Source organism: Microbispora sp. NPDC049633 (assembly GCF_040675265.1).
In the GTDB taxonomy this organism is placed as follows: Bacteria; Actinomycetota; Actinomycetes; order Streptosporangiales; family Streptosporangiaceae; genus Microbispora; species Microbispora maris.
The window spans coordinates 21,635-37,972 of record NZ_JBFAOO010000037.1; the positions used below are offsets into that span (position 1 = coordinate 21,635).

Genomic DNA, 16,338 nt, shown 5'->3' on the forward strand with positions numbered 1-16,338 from the left:
TCGTGGCGGCCCATGATGCGGTTGCGAGTGCTGGGCCTGTCGCGGCTGCGGCGGGCGCTGCTGTCCCGGCTCGACTCCCGGTACGTCTCCAAGCCCGACCACCGGCAGGACCTCAAGGACGCCCTGTGGGAGGTCCAGATGCTCCGCCGGGAGGTCGTGGCGCTGCGCGACGAGGTCGACCGGCTGCGGCGGGCCGCCGCGACGCCCGCGAAGCCGGCCGCGGCGCCCAGGGCGGCCGCCGACCCCAAGGCCGCCGAGGCGCACCGGCTGGCCACCGAGACCGCCGAGGCGGTGGACACGCTGCTGCAGAACGAGATGCGCATCTGGCAGGCGATCGACGACCTGTCGGCGCGGGTGGGCGCTCCCGGACGGGCGGGGTAGCCGGTCGTGCGGGTGCGATGGACACGGGACGCGGAGGTCTGGCGCCTGGTCTTCCTGCTCGACGCGGAGGACGAGACCACGGGAGCCTGCACCGACGGTCACCCGATCGAGCTGCGGACCAACTCCTGTCACGTGCGGACCGGGGCCGCCGGCGCGTCCCCGCATCCCGACCTGCTCGCCGTCGCCGCGTGGACCGTCGTCGCGCCGTGGACGAGGGGGCGGGTGACCTTCGACCGGCCGATCTCCCCGGGGCTCGCCGAGGCGCTGCGTACGGGCTGGGGCGTGGACGCCGGGCCGGTCGGGGCGGATCCGCGGTCCGGCGGCCGGCTGGCGATCTCCTACAGCGGGGGCGCGGACTCGATGGCGGTGGCCACGATGTTCCCCGACGCGCCGTTCGTGCACTTCCAGCGGGTGAGTCACCCCCGGGTGCCCAACCGGTGGACGCACTACCGCTCCGAGGTGCTGGCGCAGCTCGTCCACATGACCGGGCGGGAGGCGCACGTCGTCCAGTCGGACCTCGAGTTCGTGCTGAGCCGGCCCCGGCCCGGGTTCCCCGAGCACCAGGCGGTGACGGTGGGCGCGCTGCTGCTGGCCGACGACCTCGACCTCGGCGGCGTCGCCTTCGGCCACGAGCTGGGGTCGCGCTGGCTGGGCGGTGAGCGGTACACCCACCGCTACAGCCCGGACAACCCCATGTGGGCGGCCGACGGCCCGTGGGGCCGCCTGTACGCCGCGGCGGGGCTCGCGATGGTCCTCCCGGCCGGCGGCCTGAGCGAGCCCGTGACCATGCGGATGGCGATGGAGTCCGACCTCGCGCACCTGGTCCGCTGGTGCCTGCGCGGGGACATGGACGGTCCCTGCGCCAAGTGCTCCAAGTGCCTGCGCAAGGAGCTGATCCTCGCGGCCGTGGAGCGGCGGCCGCTGAACACGCCGATCACCGCCACGATGCCCGCCGCGCGCAAGTGGCAGGAGCCGCCGCCGTACGGTGGCCAGGAGACCATCGAATACGGGTGCGCGCACGTCCCGGGCATCGAGGACACCCCCTTCGCCAGGGCGGCGGAGTTCCTCGGGGCGACCCCGGAGTCCGTACGGTGGCTGGAGCACTGTTATCCGCCCGCCCTCCGGGAGATCCCGGATCCCTGGCGCGCCCGGGTCGAGGCGTACGTCGGTGAGCACATCGGGCTGATGACGGAGGACGAGGCGCGCCGGGTGGAGACGTGGGGGGAACGATGAAGATCTACCTGTCGGTGGACATGGAGGGGGTCACCGGGCTGACCGACCCCGAGGAGATGCACCTCGGGGGCCGGGGGTACGAGCGGGGCTGCGAGCTGATGACCGGGGACGCCAACGCGGTCGTCCAGGGCGCCTTCGACGCGGGCGCCGCGTCCGTGCTGGTGAACGACGCGCACGGATCCACCAAGAACCTCAGGATCGACCTGCTGGACGAGCGGGCCACCCTGGTCAGGGGCCCGGGCAAGCCGCACCGCATGGGGCAGGGCCTGGCGCCCGACATGGCCGCCGCCTGCTTCGCGGGTTACCACGCACGCGCGGGCGTGCCGCACGGGGTGCTCAACCACACGTGGATGGGCAAGGAGATCCACAACGTCTACCTGAACGGCGAGATCTGCGGCGAGACCCGGCTCGTGGCGGGCTTCGCGGGTTCGATGGGCGTGCCGGTCGCGGTCGTCACCGGCGACGAGGCGGTGTGCGAGGAGGCAGGGGAACTGCTCGGCGACGTCGAGACGGTGGCCGTGAAGAAGGGCATCGACAAGTTCTCCGCCGAGCTGCTGCCCCCGGCGGTCGCCTGGCGGCGGATCCGCGAGGCCACGGCGCGCGCCCTGGGCCGGCTGCCGGATTTCCGGCCCTACGTCGTCGAGCCGCCGTACACGCTGGGCGTGGAGTGGAACTCCACCGCCATCGCCGCGGCCTGCTCGATCGTGCCCGGCGTGCGGCTCGCGGGGCCCCGGCACACCGAGTTCACCACGGACGACTACCACGAGATCATGGCGTTGTTCGGTATCTTCTCCATGATCGGCGGTCAGGTGGCCTGCGGCAGCGGCCGGTACGGCTGACGCCGGATCCCCCCCGGATCCGGTTTCCCCCAAGAAGAAAGAGCAGGCAGGGTGGGCAGTGACGGCGCGACCCGTGAACGTACGGGTGCGCTGACGCGCCGCGCCTTCCTGGTGGGGATCGGCGCGGCCGGAGGCGCCGGGGCGATGTACGCGGCCATGGGCGCTCTCGGGCTCGCGCCCGACCATCAGCCGAAGGACTACACGCCGCCGAGCCGCTCCGACTTCGCGCTCAGCGGGAGGGGCGCCGGGTCCGTGGTGATCCTCGGCGCGGGGATCGCCGGCCTGGCCACCGCCTACGAACTCGGCAAGGCGGGGTACGACTGCACGATCCTGGAGGCCAGGGACCGGGCCGGCGGGCGCAGCCTCACGTTGCGCGGCGGCGACCGGCTGCCCGAGCTGTCCGGTGCGACGCAGGAGGCGGGATTCGGGGAGGGCGTCTACTTCAACGCCGGGCCGGCCCGCATCGCCCAGTGGATGGTCACCCTGGACTACTGCCGCGAGCTGGGCGTGCCCATCGAGTTGTTCGTCAACGAGAACTCCGGCGCGTACGTCTACAACCACGGGATGAAGGCCCCGGTGCGGGCCCGCACCGCGCGTGCGGACACCTACGGCTACATCAGCGAGCTGCTGGCCAAGGCCACCAGGACCGGCGCGCTGGACCGGCGGCTGTCGGCGGCGGACAAGGACCGCCTGCTCCACTTCCTGTCGGAGTTCGGCGACATCGGCAGGCGCTACGTCTACACGGGGTCGGAGCGCAGGGGCTTCGCGACCTATCCCGGCGCCGGCGCGGGGGTGCCGCTCGGCGGCCCGCCGGCCCTGTCGGAGGTGCTCGGCTACGGACTCGGCCGGTCGATCGCGTTCCCGTTCGGTTTCGAGCAGGCCATGCCGATGTTCCAGCCGGTCGGCGGCATGGACGCCATCGCGGTCGCGCTGGCCGACGCCGTCGGCCGCGACCGCGTCCGCACCTCGGCCGAGGTCAAGAAGATCACCAACCTGCCCGACGGCGTGGAGGTCGAGCACACGGGCGGCCGCACCCGCGCGGACTACTGCGTCGCGGCCCTGCCGCCGCACGTGCTCGCGCGGATCCCCGGCAACCTGGACGCCCGCGTCGTCGCGGCCCTGCGCACGCCCACCCCCGTGTCGGCCGGGAAGATCGGGCTGGAGTACCGCCGCCGCTGGTGGGAGACCGACGACCGCATCTACGGCGGCATCACCGAGACCGACCTGGACATCGCCCACATCTGGTATCCCTCGTACGGTTTCCACGGCACGCGCGGGCTGGTGGTCGGCTACTACAACCTCGACGAGGACGCCGACGCGTACGGCCGCCTCACCCACGCGGAGCGGCAGCGGCGGGCGCTCACGCAGGGCAGGAAGATCCACGGCGAGAAGTACCGGTCGGAGCTGCTGTCCAGCGTCTCGATCGCCTGGCGGCGGCAGCCGTACATCGAGGGCGCGTGGGTCGCCTGGCCCTCCTACGAGGGCGCCTTCGCGCTCCTGCAGGAACCGGCCGGCCGGGTGTACTTCGCGGGCGACTGGCTCACCCATCTCGTCGCCTGGCAGGCGGGGGCACTGGAGTCGGCCCGTAAGGTGGTCACCCGACTGCACGAGCGCGCCGTCAAGGAGGGCTGAATGCCGCTCGAATGGGTTCCCGCGTCCGACCGTCCGGACCTGCTCGCCGAGCCGGTCGCCAAGGCCGTCGCCTCTCTCGGGGTGAAGGTGGAGGTCGCCGCGATCGATCCCGCGCTCTCCGACACCGCCGCCTTCTGCGAGCGGTACGGCGTGGCGATGGAGGACTCGGCCAACTGCGTGATCGTCGCCGCGAAGCGGGGCGGGGAGACGCGGTACGCCGCCGTCATGGTGCTCGCCACCGGTCGGGCCGACATCAACGGGATCGTGCGCCGCCACCTGGACGCGCGGAAGGCGTCGTTCGCCCCGCAGGCGGAGGCGGTCGAACTGACCGGGATGGAGTACGGCGGCATCACCCCGATAGGGCTGCCCGAGGGCTGGCCGGTGCTCGTTGACGAAAACGTGACCCGGCGGCGGTTCGTCGTGATCGGCAGCGGCGTCCGCCGCTCCAAGCTGGCGCTTTCCGGCGAGGCGCTGGTCGCGGCGACCCGGGGGGAGGTCCTCGCGCTCACCGTTTGACCGTCCGCCTGGAACCCGTTTGCGCCTTTCCTCCGTTGTGCGGAGCGGAGATGTGGCGCGATGGTTCACTCATGGGCGTTCTTTTAGTCGGTATGGTGCTTAGGCGATGAATCAGGACGACCGACTGGGCCCGTACCGGCTGCTGAGGCGGCTCGGTGAGGGCGGCATGGGCGTGGTTCACCTCGCCCTCGACCCGCAGGGCAGGCAGGTGGCCGTCAAGGTCCTGCGCTCGGAGGTGGCGGGCGACGACGTCGCGCGCAGACGTCTGTCGCGCGAGGTCGAGACCATGCGGCGGGTGCGCGGGCCGAACATCGCGGAGGTCGTCGACGCCGACGTCACCGGGCGCAGGCCGTACATCGTCACGCGCTACGTGCCGGGACGGCCGCTCGACGAGGTCGTCAAGAACGACGGGCCGCTGCCCCTCGGCGCCGTGCTCAAGGTGGCCGTCGGGGTGGCCCAGGCCCTCGCCGCCGTGCACGCCGCGGGGGTCATCCACCGCGACCTGAAGCCGGGCAACGTGCTGATGCTGGACGGCCAGCCGGTGCTGATCGACTTCGGCATCGCCCAGGCGGTCGACGCCACCCGGCTCACCCAGACCGGCATGTTCATCGGCACGCCCGGCTACCTCGCCCCGGAGATCATCGAGGGCCACGAGGCCGGGCCGCAGGTGGACGTGCACGCCTGGGCGGGCACCGTGCTCTACGCCGCCACCGGCCAGCCGCCGTTCGGCAAGGGCACGCTGGAGATGATCTTCTTCAACATCACCTCCGGCCGGGCCAACGTCGAGGCCGCCCCCGCGCCGATCCAGCCGATGCTGCGCGCGGCGTTCAACCGCGACCCGGCCAGGCGGCCGACGGCGGCCGAGCTCGTGCGGCAGCTCGCGCGGCTCATGCCCCAGACTCCGGGCGGCAGGCCCCGGGTGCCCGACGAGATCACCACGGTGCCCAACGTCGACGACACCAGCGGCCAGCAGGTGCCCGGCTTCGGCTCTCCGGGCGGCCCGCCCACCGGTGGCGCACCCGCCGCGGGCCCGCACGGTCCGGGCAGGCCCGTCGCCGGCGCGCCGTCCACCGGGTCGCCGGCGCCGCCGGTCACGCCGCCGGTGCCGCCGATCACGCCGCCGGTGGCGCCCGTGGCGACGCCGCCGGTCACCCCGTCCACCGGGGGCGGCCGGGCCGAGGAGTTCGTCTCGCTGCTGCGCGAGACGCCCCAGGGCGGCCAGGCCGGCGACCCCTTCCCGACCGTACGGGTGACCGGAGAGGACCTGCGCAGGGCGGGCCTCGGGCCGTCCACCCCGCCCGAGAGCCCGGCACAGGGTTCGGCACAGGGCCCGTTGCAGGGCCTCGCGGAGGGCGACATCCCGACCCGGATGCCCCCGCCCCGCACCACCGGCCCGTCCGCGTTCCCGGGCGCTTCGGGCACCGGCCCAGCTCCCGGCAGCGGCCCGGTCACCGATGGGCCGCCCGTGCCGCCGCGCGCCCAGCCGGACGAGTGGCAGACGCCGATGCGGCGCCCTGAGGGCGACATCCCCACGCGCCGGGTGACCTCCGAGGAGGTGCGCCAGGCCGTCACCGGCGAGACCATGGGACCGCGCGGCGCGGCGTCCTCTCACCAGGGGGCCGGCGAGCACGGGGACGCGGCGGCGCGTGAGCGGGCCCTGTTCGGGAGCGTGCCGGAGATCTACGAGCGGACTCCGCACATCCACCAGCCGAACCCCGCGCCGTTCATGCCGACGGTGCGGGTGCCGCCGCCGACCGTGCCGCCAATGCCGTTCCCGTCCGGGGGGCTGCTGCAGCGCTCGAAGGCGTACGGCGTGACGAGCGCGCTGCTGCTCGTCGTGATGACGTCCGCCGCGGTCATGGCGCCGCTGCTGGTGTGCCTGGTGGCCGTGCCGGTCGCGGTGCTGCTGCGGGCCGCCGACATGGCCCAGCCGCACCTCAACTCCCGCCGTCCGGCCGGCGCCGCGGCGGCCGACGTGCTGCGCGTGCTGAGCCGCCCCGCGGAGCTCGTCAAGTCGATCGGCGTCACGATCGCGCTCGTGCCGTACGCGCTGGTCCTGGGGCTGCCGGTGACGCTGCTGCTCGCCGTCCTCCTCGGCGACACGCCCGCGCTCCGGATCGCGGCGCTGAGCTGGGGGACCGCGACGGCGCTGTGGACGATCTGCGCGGGGCCCGGGGTGGTGGGCCCGAGCAGGCAGATGCGGCGGACGCTCGCCTCGCTGGTGCCCGGTGAGGGAGCGGCCAAGGGCCTCGCCTGGGGGGTCGGCGCGCTCGCGGCGCTGACGGCGGCGATCGCGATCTCCAGTCTCCTGGGTAAACAGACAGCAGGGCACTTCTGGGGCCCGATCGACGTTCTGTCAATACAGGAACGGCTGGAAGACCTGCGTAACCAGGCGGGGAATGGGTGACGGGGGACGACATGTCGGCTACTGAGGCTCCCGAGAGGATCGGGCCCTACCGGCTGCTGCGGCAGCTCGGCGAGGGCGGCATGGGGGTGGTCCATCTCGGCTTGGACACGGAGGGGCGCGAGGTCGCGGTCAAGGTCCTGCACCCGCACGTCGCGACCGACCTCAAGGCCCGCGACCGGCTCACCCGCGAGGTCGAGACCATGCGGCGGGTGCGCAGCAAGCGCGTCGCCGAGGTGCTCGACGCCGACCTGACCGGCGCCGCGCCGTACATCGTGACGCGGTACGCCCCAGGGCGGACGTTAGAGCAGACGGTGCTGGAGGACGGGCCGCTCTCCGACGACGCCGTGATCCGGCTCGCGGTGGGCCTGTGCGAGGCCCTGGTCGCCATCCACGCGGCCGAGGTCATCCACCGCGACCTCAAGCCGGCCAACGTGATGCTCGTGGACGGCGAGCCGTTGGTGATCGACTTCGGCATCGCCCATCTGGTCAACGCCACAAGGCTGACCCAGACCGGGATGTTCGTCGGCACGCCCGGCTACCTCGCCCCGGAGATCATCCGGGACACCGCGATCACCCAGGCCGCCGACGTGCACGCGCTGGCGGCCACGGTCTTCTTCGCGGCCACCGGCAAGGCGCCGTTCGGCTCGGGCACGTTCGAGTCGGTCTGTTACAACATCCTCGAAGGCAAGGCGCAGGTCGACCTCGCGCCGGCCTGGCTGCGGGGCTGGCTGCGCCTCGCCCTGGCGCCCGACGCCTCGTCGCGTCCCAGCGCCGCGTCGCTGCTGCGGCACAGCCGCTCGCTCGACCCCTCGGTCACGGTGCTCCAGGAGAGCGCCCAGACGCCGCGTGACGGCGGGACGCGCCTCCTCGACGGCACCCGGGTGCTCGACGAGCCGGCGCGGAGGGATGCGGGCGGCCGGGTGAACGGAGGCGGCGCGAGCCGCACCGGCAAGCTGCCGGCCGGCGACGACAGCTACTCCGACCTGCTGCCGCCGGTGAACTACGTGGAGCCGGAACGGCCCCGCCGGGAGCCCCGGGCGCCCAGGCAGCGCCGCCCGGTGTCCGCGCCGCCGCCTGCGCATCCGCAGGCCCCGCCGTACGGTCAGGGGGGCCCGCACCCGCCGCCGTACCAGCCCGCGGTGTACCCGCCGCCGCCGTATCCCGACCAGCGGGTGGCCGGCTACCCGGAGCCCCGGGTAGCGCCGCCGCCTGCTCCCGCCGCGCCGTACGAACCCGAGCGGAAGCGGGCCCCCTACCGGGCGCCGCATCCGGTGCTCGCGGCCCTGCTGCTGGCCACGCTCGTGGCGCTGGCCTGCCTGCTGCCGGTCGTGGTGGGCCTGTTCGCCGTCGTGGCGGCGCTGTGCCTGCGGGTGGGGCAGTACCTGCTCGGCGACCTGGCCGACCGCCGGGCCGCGCGGGGCGCGAGCGGGACCGACCCGCTCCTCGCGGTGCTCGGCACGCCGTGGGCGCTGATCAAGGCAGGGCTGGCGACGGTGGTCCAGGTGCCGCTGGCCGCGATGTTCGCGATGTGCGTGTGGGGCGGCTTCCACTACCTCGGCGGGGTCAGGCCCGACCCCGCCGCCGCGTACGCCGCGGGAGCCTTCGTGGCCGGGCTGTTCCTCCTGCCCGGGGGGAAGGCCCCCCGGAAGGCCGTGTCCCGGACGCTGAGCGCGGTGATCCGGAGCCCCGGAGCGGGAATGATCGTGACGATCGCGGTCGGCACGGTCGCGCTGTTCGCGGTCATGACGGCGCTGTCCGCGGACGCCTCCTGGGTCCCCTGGCGGCCGCCGTCCGTGGCGGTGGACCACATCGTCGCGGATCTCAAGCAGAGGGGCCAGGACACGGTCGTCAACCTGATCGGCGGCGTGGTCGGGGACTTCATGGACAGGATCGGCCTGCGCTTCCTGACCTTCTGGACCTGACCTGCCCGGTCCCGTACGGCGAAGCGGGAGGCACCGAGCGAGCCGGAGGGGCGCGCCGGTGTCTGGACTGAGGAGCGAGCGGGGAGCGTAGCGACTCCGAGCGACGAGGGAAGATACCGGATAAGAGCGTCCCGACGAGCGAAGTGGGAGGCACCGAGCGAGCCGGAGGGGCGCGCCGGTGTCTGGACTGAGGAGCGAGCGGGGAGCGTAGCGACTCCGAGCGACGAGGGAAGATACCGGATAAGAGCGTCCCGACGAGCGAAGCGGGAGACACAGCTTGGGCACGTCAGAACGGCTTGGTCCCTATCGTCTGGTCTCCGCGCTCGGCGCCGGGGGGTTCGGCGAGGTCCACCTCGCGCTCGACCCCGACGGGCGTACGGTCGCCGTGAAGGTCCTGCATCCCCACGTCGCCTCGGACGGTTTCGCGATCGCCCGTCTCGCCCGCGAGGTGGAGACGATGCGGCGGGTTCGCGGGGCGCACGTCGCCGAGGTGCTGGACGCCTCGCTGTCGGGGGAGCGGCCCTACATCGTCACGCGGTACGTGCAGGGCAGGCCGCTCAGCACGGTCGTGGCCAAGGACGGTCCCGTCGCCGGGGCCGGCCTGCTGCGGCTCGCCCTGGGGCTGGCGGAGGCGCTGGAGTCCATCCACGCGGCCGGTGTCGTCCACCGCGACCTCAAGCCGGCCAACGTGATCGTCTCCGAGGGCGAGCCGTACGTGATCGACTTCGGCATCGCCTGCGCGCTGGAGTCGGCCTCGGTCACCGCGTCGGGCGCGGTCACCGGAACGCCCGGCTACCTGGCTCCCGAGGTGCTGGAGGGCCGGGACGCCGGGCCGGAGGCCGACGTGTTCGCCTGGGGGGCGACGCTGGCCTTCGCCGCGTCGGGGCGGCAGCCGTACGGGACGGGGCCGGCCGCGGCGATCGCCTACCGGGTCGTCCACCGCGAGCCCGACCTGTCGGGCGTGCCGTCCTGGCTCGTCCCGATCGTCGAGCGGTGCCTGAGCACCGGCCCGGCGGACCGGCCGGCGACGGAGGAGCTGACCGGGCTACTCAAGGAGGCGGCGCCGGCGCTGGACGGGATCGAGCCGGCGCGGCCCGCGCTGTCCGAGGCGCCGACCCAGGAGTGGCGGCCCGGTGGCCGGCGCCCCGGTGGTGAGCGGCAGAGCGACCGCGGGCCTTCCCGGCGTCCCCGGCGGGGAGAGGTGGACGACACGCGTGCCGCGCGCCGGGAGAGGCTGCACCGCCGGTGGGTGATCGGCTCTTCGGTGGTCGTGGGCCTTTTCGCCGCCGCCGCGCGCGCCAACCTGCCCGAGGTGTCGCTTCTCCTGCTGGTGCTCTACGGGATCGGCCTGCTGGTGGACGCGGGGTTCGGGCTGCTGGGGAAGTCCAGGCGGCGGCTCGTGGTGGACCTCGCGGGCGGCGCCGGGGCCGTCGCGGTGTGGGCGCTGCTCTCCACGTTGTTCAGCACGGCGACGCTCCTCATGGCCGTCGGGACCGTCCTGTTCCTGCTCGTCATGCTCGTGTTCGCGAGTTGAACCCCGCCTTTTCCGTCCCTGTCACGACCCGAGATTCTTCGTCCGCATCATGCGAAGATGACGGAATGCTGTCCCGAGTAGCGTTGGCCGCGGCGACGGCCGCCGCGGCGTTCATGACCATCCCCCAGGCCGAGGCCGCCGCGGCCAAGCCGGTGATCCGTTACGCGGGTCTCGGGTCCTGCCTTCAGACCGACGGCGGCCGGCAGCCGTGCGGCCCGTTGAAGCTCTGGCTGAGCGACGGCCGCGTCGTCGCGCTCCCCGGCGCACGCAGGACCGTGGCGCCCGGCGAGTACACCGTCGCCGCCGTCGTCGCGGTCTCCCAGGACGGCGCCCAGGCCGCGTACTTCGCGGGCAAGGACGGCGTGCTCACGATCTGGGAGGCGGCCACCGGCAGGGCGCGTGAGATTCCCGCGGTGACGTGGCCGGACGACCTCCAGATGAACGCGCTGACCCTCGCCCCGGGCGGCCGGTTCGTCGGCATGCGCGGCGTGAACGCCGCCGAGTGGGAGATCGAGCGGGTCGTGGACACGACCAGCGGAAAGGTCTTCACCCTGCCGAGGGGATACCAGTCCTGGGACTTCAGCCCGGACGGGAAGCGCATGATGGCCGGTGACAACCGGACGGCGGTGCTGTACGCGACCGGCACGTGGTCGGTGAAGTTGCGGCGGTCCGTCTACATGCGGGGCGACCTCGCCCCCGACGGCGTCACGGTGGCCTCGCCGAAGTGGACGAAGACCGGCGGCACCGTCAAGAACGTGGTCCTCACCCGCAACCTGGCCACGGCGAAGAAGAGCAGCATCCCCATCCGGCTCCACGCGGGCGAGGAGGCTCTGAAGGCGCGCTGGGACAGGGCGGGCCACCTCGACGTCCTGACCAGGTCCGACCGTCACGTGCACGGTGACCTGCGCCGGACGCACACCTGGTATCGGGTGAACCGCGCCACGCACCAGCTGCGCCGGCTCGACTCCTTCGTCATCCCGTCCTCGGTGGGGGGCTACGTCCTCGCCGGCTGACGGCTCGGATGGCCGCCGGCGGACGACGCGCCGACCCCGGCGCCCGGCGCGAGCCGCGGCCATCAGCGGGGCCGGGTGAGCGGCGTGGTGCCCAGGCGGGCGTGGATCCGGGCGGCCTCCTCGGTCTCGCCCAGGACTTCGAGCGACCTGGCCTCGTCGAAGGCGATGCCCAGACGGCGAGCGGCGGCCAGGGCATGTCCGGCGGCCCGCCGGGCCCTCGGCCGCCGACCGGCCGCCTCGTGCGTCAGCGCCGCGGCCCAGCCCATGCGGGCCGCCGCCGACGGGGTACGGCGAGCCAGCCGGGACATGTGGCGCAGCACTGTCCGGACGGCCGGGTCGTCCGCCTCCAGCGCCCAGAGCACCTCGGCCAGCCCCGCCCACGCCTCGAGGGTGCCCCTGAGCGGCATGTCCGGCCGGTCCGCCGTACGCAGTGCGTCGTCCAGGGCCGGGCGGGCGGCGGGCGCGTCGTCGCCGAGCAGGTGGAACCGGGCCTGTGCGACGCCGAGCCGCAGCCGCTGGATCGCGGGGATCTTGGCGCCGGCCCGGGCGAAGTGGTCCTCGCCGAGCGCGGGCAACTCTCCGGCGTCGCCGCACCGCCGCCCTAGGAGTGCAGTTCCAGCGAGATGTGCGGGGACAGCGCGCGGAGGAAGTCGGGGGCGTCGAAGATCTCGCCGGCGGAGGCGACGCCGTCGGTCCTGATCCGTCCGGTGAGGATGCGATCGACCGCCTCCACCGCGAGCGGCGCGGTGACGGCGTAGATGTCCTGGCCGGTCGCCACGGCGCGCCGTTCGGCCCCACCGGAGCGAACGACGACGTCGACGAGGAAGGTCTGCGCGGATCGCCCGTGCCGGTCCACGGGGGCGGGCGCCGGGGTGTCCGGGGCCGACAGGTCCCTGGCCGCCTCGACCGTCATGTAGGTGCGCACGTCGGGGATGGACAGGTGGCTGGGAATGGTGACGACGTCGGCCATCGTGAACTCCCCGATGACGGCCCGAGGCCCCATCGGGCCGGGAAAGGGCCACTCCAGGGTCGGCAGGTCGTCGTGGTGATACTCCAGCTGGCCGTTCCTGAAACGGACGCGCCGGCCGGCGCGCCGCTGCCCGGAGACCGTGCCCGATGCGCGTGTCCCGGCGGTGGGGTGCCAGCTGCTCAGCCCGTACGCGACGTGCGCCTCGTCGGCCGCGCTCCAGTCGCCCATCGCGGCGGTCGCCAGCAGGTCGCCGAGGCCGCCGTAGAAGGCCATCGCGGGGACGACCACCGCTCCCGCGGCGCGGGCGCGGTCCGTGAAGTGCCGGAAGGTGTCGGCGTTGGCCTCGATCTCGGCCGCCACGTCCACGTACGGGATCCCCGCGCGCAGTGCGGCCTCGATGACCGGCGCTGCCGTCGTGGCGAAGGGGCCGGCACAGTTGATCACCGCCGCCGCGCAGGCCAGCGCGCGGTCGAGCGAGGCGGGGTCGTCGACCGACGCCGGGCGGGCCTCCAGCCCGAATTCGGACGCCAGCTTCATGAGCTTGTCGGCGTCGCGCCCGGACGGAACCGGTACGAACCCGCGCTCGAGCAGCTCCGCCACCACGAACCGCCCGGTGTGCCCGTACGCGCCGAACACCGCCACCGTGAGCCCCGATCCCATGGGGTTCTCCTTCTATCCGGATCGTCTGCCGCGATCTGTTGTGACCAATCCTGGCGATCGCGGGCATCCCACCGTGAGTGTCTGGAACGCCATCACTCGTACAATTTCGGACGTGATCAATGTCGCGCTGGCCGCCACCGACGGAATGCTGCACTTCGAGCTGTCCCTGGCGTACGAGGTCTTCGGGACCGACCCCGGCCTGGCCGATCCCTGGTACAACCTCGTCGTCTGCGGGCCGGGCGCCGTACGGGCCGGGCGGTTTCTGCTGGAGCCCGATTACGGCCTCGACCGGCTCCGGCAGGCCCACACCGTGATCGTCCCGGGGTGGGCGGACGTCGACGTCGACCCGCCCGCCGGCCTGGTCGACGCGGTGCGCGCGGCCCACGAGGCGGGCGCGCGGGTGGCTTCCCTCTGCACGGGGGCGTTCGTGCTGGCCGCCGCCGGCCTGCTGGACGGGAAGCGGGCGACCACCCACTGGGCGCACACCCGCGACCTGGCCACCCGCTACCCCCAGGTGCAGGTGGACCCGGACGTCCTGTACGTGGACAGCGGCAGCGTGCTCACCTCCGCGGGCAAGGCCGCGGCCATGGACCTGTGCCTGCACCTCGTCGGCCTCGACCACGGTTCGTCGGTCGCCAACGCGGTCGCCCGCCGCCTGGTCGTGCCCCCGCACCGGGACGGCGGCCAGTCGCAGTTCGTCACCACGCCGGTGCCGGCCCCGGGCAACCACCCGCTCGCCGATCTGTTCCCCTGGGTGATCGAACGGCTGGACCGGCCGCTGACCGTGGAGGACCTGGCCCGCCGGGCGCGGATGAGCTCGCGCAACCTCAACCGCCACTTCAGGTCGGTGACCGGCACCACCCCGCTGCAATGGCTGCTGACCCAGCGGATCCGCCACGCCCAGGAACTGCTGGAGACCACGGACGACGGCATCGACACCATCGCGGTGGCCACCGGCATGGGCACCGCCACGACGCTGCGCCGGCACTTCAACCGCACGGTGGGCGTGCCTCCGGACACCTACCGCCGTACCTTCCGCTCGCGAACCCGCCCCTGAGGTCCCGGCGACAGGGACCTCCCACGACGACTCCGGAACATAGTTCGGTAGGGTGGGGTGTGGGCGTGACCGGGTTCTGGGAATTCCTCAACCGAAGGACGCGGCCGTAAAAACCTGGAGGTTTGCACCTAAGCTACCGATGGGTAACATACCGCCTGGGGGGACCAGGGTCATCTCGACACCCGGGCCACCTGCACAGGCGCGCCCGCGAGCACCTGGCAGTCTTGCATCACGTGCGCGTACCCCGCGCCACGTACCGAGAACCGCGGCGTCAGCCGTACGGAAAGGGGAGGTCGGCCACCGGCCATGAACATCGTCGTCTGCGTGAAGCAGGTCCCCGACACGGCGACCGAGCGCAAGCTGAGGTCCGATGACAAGACGCTCGACCGCGACGCCGCCGACGGCGTCGTGAACGAGCTCGACGAGTACGCGGTCGAGGAGGCGCTGCGGCTCAAGGAGGCCCATGGAGGCGAGGTAACCGTCCTCAGCATGGGCCCCGCCAAGGCGACCGAGACCATCCGCAAGGCCCTGGCGATGGGCGCCGACAAGGCGGTGCACCTGCACGACGACGCGCTGCACGGCTCGGACGCCCTCGGCACCTCCTACGCCATCTCCCAGGCCCTGAAGAAGATCGGCTACGACCTGGTCATCCTGGGTTCCGAGTCGACCGACGCCCGCACCGGCATGCTCGCCGCGATGCTGGCCGAGCGGCTCGGCGCCCCGCAGCTCACGCTCGCCAGCAAGGTCGAGGTCGAGGGCACCTCGATCCGGGTCGAGCGGATCACCGACTACGGCTACGACAAGGTCGAGGCGTCGCTGCCCGCCGTCGTGTCCGTGGTCGAGAAGATCAACGAGCCGCGCTACCCGTCGTTCAAGGGCATCATGGCCGCCAAGAAGAAGCCCGTCGAGACGCTCGGCGTCGCCGACGCGGAGATCGCGGCCGACCAGGTGGGCCTGGCGAGCTCGTGGAGCGAGGTCGTCGAGTTCGCCGCCGCCCCGCCGCGTGCCGCGGGCACCGTGATCAAGGACGAGGGCGACGGCGGGGCCAAGGCCGCCGAGTTCCTCGCGTCGAAGAAGTTCATCTGAGGGGCCCCGTGATGAGTGAGATTCTGGTTCTCGTCGAGCACGTCGACGGTGACGTCAAGAAGGTCACCCTCGAACTGCTGACCCTGGCCCGGTCGCTGGGCACGCCGGCCGCCGTATGGGCCGGCCCCGGCTACTCCGACGCCGCGAAGGCCAGGCTGGCCGAGTACGGCGCCGAGAAGATCTACGTGGCGGCGGCCGACGAGATCGGCGACTACGTGGCGGCGCCCAAGGCCGAGGTGCTGGCGCACCTGGTGACCGAGCGCTCCCCGGCCGCGGTCTTCGTCGCCGCGACCGGTGAGGGCAAGGAGATCGCCGGCCGCCTCGCGATCAAGACGGACTCCGGTGTGATCTCGGACGCGGTGGGCGTCGGCGAAGGCTTCGTCGCCGAGCAGTCCATCTTCGGCGGCGGCGTCAACGTCCACAGCCGTGTGACCAAGGGCATGCCGATCATCACGGTCCGCCCGAACAGCACGGCCCCCGTCGCCGCCGCCGCGGCCGGCGCCGAGGAGAAGGTGGAGGTCGCGCTGTCGGACGCCGCCCGCGCGGCCAGGATCGTCGAGCGGGTCGTCCAGGAGAAGGGCGCCCGTCCCGAGCTCACCGAGGCCGCGATCGTGGTCTCCGGCGGCCGGGGTGTGGGCTCGGGCGAGAACTTCGCGATCATCGAGAAGCTCGCCGACGCGCTCGGCGCGGCCGTGGGCGCCTCGCGGGCCGCGACCGACGCCGGCTGGTACCCGCACCAGTTCCAGGTCGGGCAGACGGGCAAGACCGTGTCCCCGCAGCTCTACATCGCGGCCGGCATCTCCGGCGCCATCCAGCACCGGGCCGGCATGCAGACCTCCAAGACCATCGTCGTGATCAACAAGGACGCCGAGGCGCCCCTGTTCGAGATCGCCGACTTCGGTGTCGTGGGCGACCTGTTCCAGGTCGTGCCGCAGCTCACCGAGGAGATCGACAAGCGCAAGTGACGCGTCCGGTCCGTGCCGTGGGTCCACACGGCACGGACCGGAGGCTCATCGACGGCGCCCGCCGGGTCAGGTCACCCGGCGGGCGCCGGCGCGTTCTATGCGCCACTGCCCGGTGAAAGAGCC

14 protein-coding genes are annotated in these 16,338 nt (G+C 73.2%); 12 read left to right on the forward strand and 2 right to left on the reverse strand.

Annotated elements, in window-relative coordinates; genetic code table 11:
* Positions 1–12 precede the first annotated feature (12 nt).
* From AB0J39_RS12630 to AB0J39_RS12670, 9 genes are all read left to right on the forward strand, one after another.
* Positions 13–381, forward strand: coding sequence for a hypothetical protein (locus AB0J39_RS12630; RefSeq protein WP_363463745.1), 369 nt, complete (start codon positions 13–15; stop codon positions 379–381).
* 12 nt (positions 382–393) lie between these two features.
* Positions 394–1,614: a DUF6395 domain-containing protein gene (locus tag AB0J39_RS12635; RefSeq protein WP_363463746.1), complete on the forward strand. Its 1,221-nt coding sequence runs from the start codon at positions 394–396 to the stop codon at positions 1,612–1,614.
* The gene (locus tag AB0J39_RS12640) at positions 1,599–2,453 is read left to right on the forward strand and encodes a M55 family metallopeptidase (protein ID WP_363463747.1); all 855 of its coding nucleotides are present in this window, start codon (positions 1,599–1,601) and stop codon (positions 2,451–2,453) included. The genes AB0J39_RS12635 and AB0J39_RS12640 overlap by 16 nt, the downstream gene beginning before the upstream one ends.
* Positions 2,454–2,504: 51 nt before the next feature.
* Positions 2,505–4,085, forward strand: a complete 1,581-nt coding sequence (locus AB0J39_RS12645) for an FAD-dependent oxidoreductase (protein ID WP_363463748.1) — start codon at positions 2,505–2,507, stop codon at positions 4,083–4,085.
* Positions 4,086–4,601 carry a YbaK/EbsC family protein gene (locus tag AB0J39_RS12650; protein ID WP_363463749.1) on the forward strand — a complete coding sequence of 172 codons (516 nt, stop codon included), beginning with the start codon at positions 4,086–4,088 and terminating at the stop codon, positions 4,599–4,601.
* A gap of 106 nt (positions 4,602–4,707) precedes the next feature.
* Positions 4,708–7,008: a protein kinase gene (locus tag AB0J39_RS12655; RefSeq protein WP_363463750.1), complete on the forward strand. Its 2,301-nt coding sequence runs from the start codon at positions 4,708–4,710 to the stop codon at positions 7,006–7,008.
* Between the two features lie 11 nt (positions 7,009–7,019).
* Positions 7,020–8,930: a serine/threonine-protein kinase gene (locus AB0J39_RS12660; RefSeq protein ID WP_363463751.1), complete on the forward strand. Its 1,911-nt coding sequence runs from the start codon at positions 7,020–7,022 to the stop codon at positions 8,928–8,930.
* A gap of 277 nt (positions 8,931–9,207) precedes the next feature.
* On the forward strand, positions 9,208–10,464 hold the full coding sequence (locus AB0J39_RS12665) for a serine/threonine-protein kinase (RefSeq protein WP_363463752.1): 1,257 nt from the start codon (positions 9,208–9,210) through the stop codon (positions 10,462–10,464).
* A gap of 65 nt (positions 10,465–10,529) precedes the next feature.
* Positions 10,530–11,477 carry a hypothetical protein gene (locus AB0J39_RS12670; protein ID WP_363463754.1) on the forward strand — a complete coding sequence of 316 codons (948 nt, stop codon included), beginning with the start codon at positions 10,530–10,532 and terminating at the stop codon, positions 11,475–11,477.
* A gap of 62 nt (positions 11,478–11,539) precedes the next feature.
* On the opposite strand, the gene AB0J39_RS12675 is transcribed toward AB0J39_RS12670, so the two are convergent.
* Both AB0J39_RS12675 and AB0J39_RS12680 read right to left on the reverse strand, forming a co-directional pair.
* The gene (locus tag AB0J39_RS12675; protein WP_363463755.1) at positions 11,540–12,052 is read right to left on the reverse strand and encodes a hypothetical protein; all 513 of its coding nucleotides are present in this window, start codon (positions 12,050–12,052) and stop codon (positions 11,540–11,542) included.
* A gap of 26 nt (positions 12,053–12,078) precedes the next feature.
* The gene (locus tag AB0J39_RS12680) at positions 12,079–13,107 is read right to left on the reverse strand and encodes a saccharopine dehydrogenase NADP-binding domain-containing protein (protein ID WP_363463757.1); all 1,029 of its coding nucleotides are present in this window, start codon (positions 13,105–13,107) and stop codon (positions 12,079–12,081) included.
* A gap of 112 nt (positions 13,108–13,219) precedes the next feature.
* Here AB0J39_RS12680 and AB0J39_RS12685 point away from each other — a divergent pair, with 112 nt between their 5' ends.
* From AB0J39_RS12685 to AB0J39_RS12695, 3 genes are all read left to right on the forward strand, one after another.
* Entirely contained in the window at positions 13,220–14,164 is a 945-nt protein-coding gene (locus AB0J39_RS12685) for a helix-turn-helix domain-containing protein (protein WP_363463758.1), read from the forward strand.
* A gap of 306 nt (positions 14,165–14,470) precedes the next feature.
* Positions 14,471–15,250 (forward strand): electron transfer flavoprotein subunit beta/FixA family protein, encoded by a 780-nt coding sequence (locus tag AB0J39_RS12690; protein ID WP_363463759.1) that lies wholly within the window; start codon positions 14,471–14,473, stop codon positions 15,248–15,250.
* Between the two features lie 11 nt (positions 15,251–15,261).
* Positions 15,262–16,215, forward strand: a complete 954-nt coding sequence (locus AB0J39_RS12695) for an electron transfer flavoprotein subunit alpha/FixB family protein (protein ID WP_363463760.1) — start codon at positions 15,262–15,264, stop codon at positions 16,213–16,215.
* Positions 16,216–16,338 lie beyond the last annotated feature (123 nt).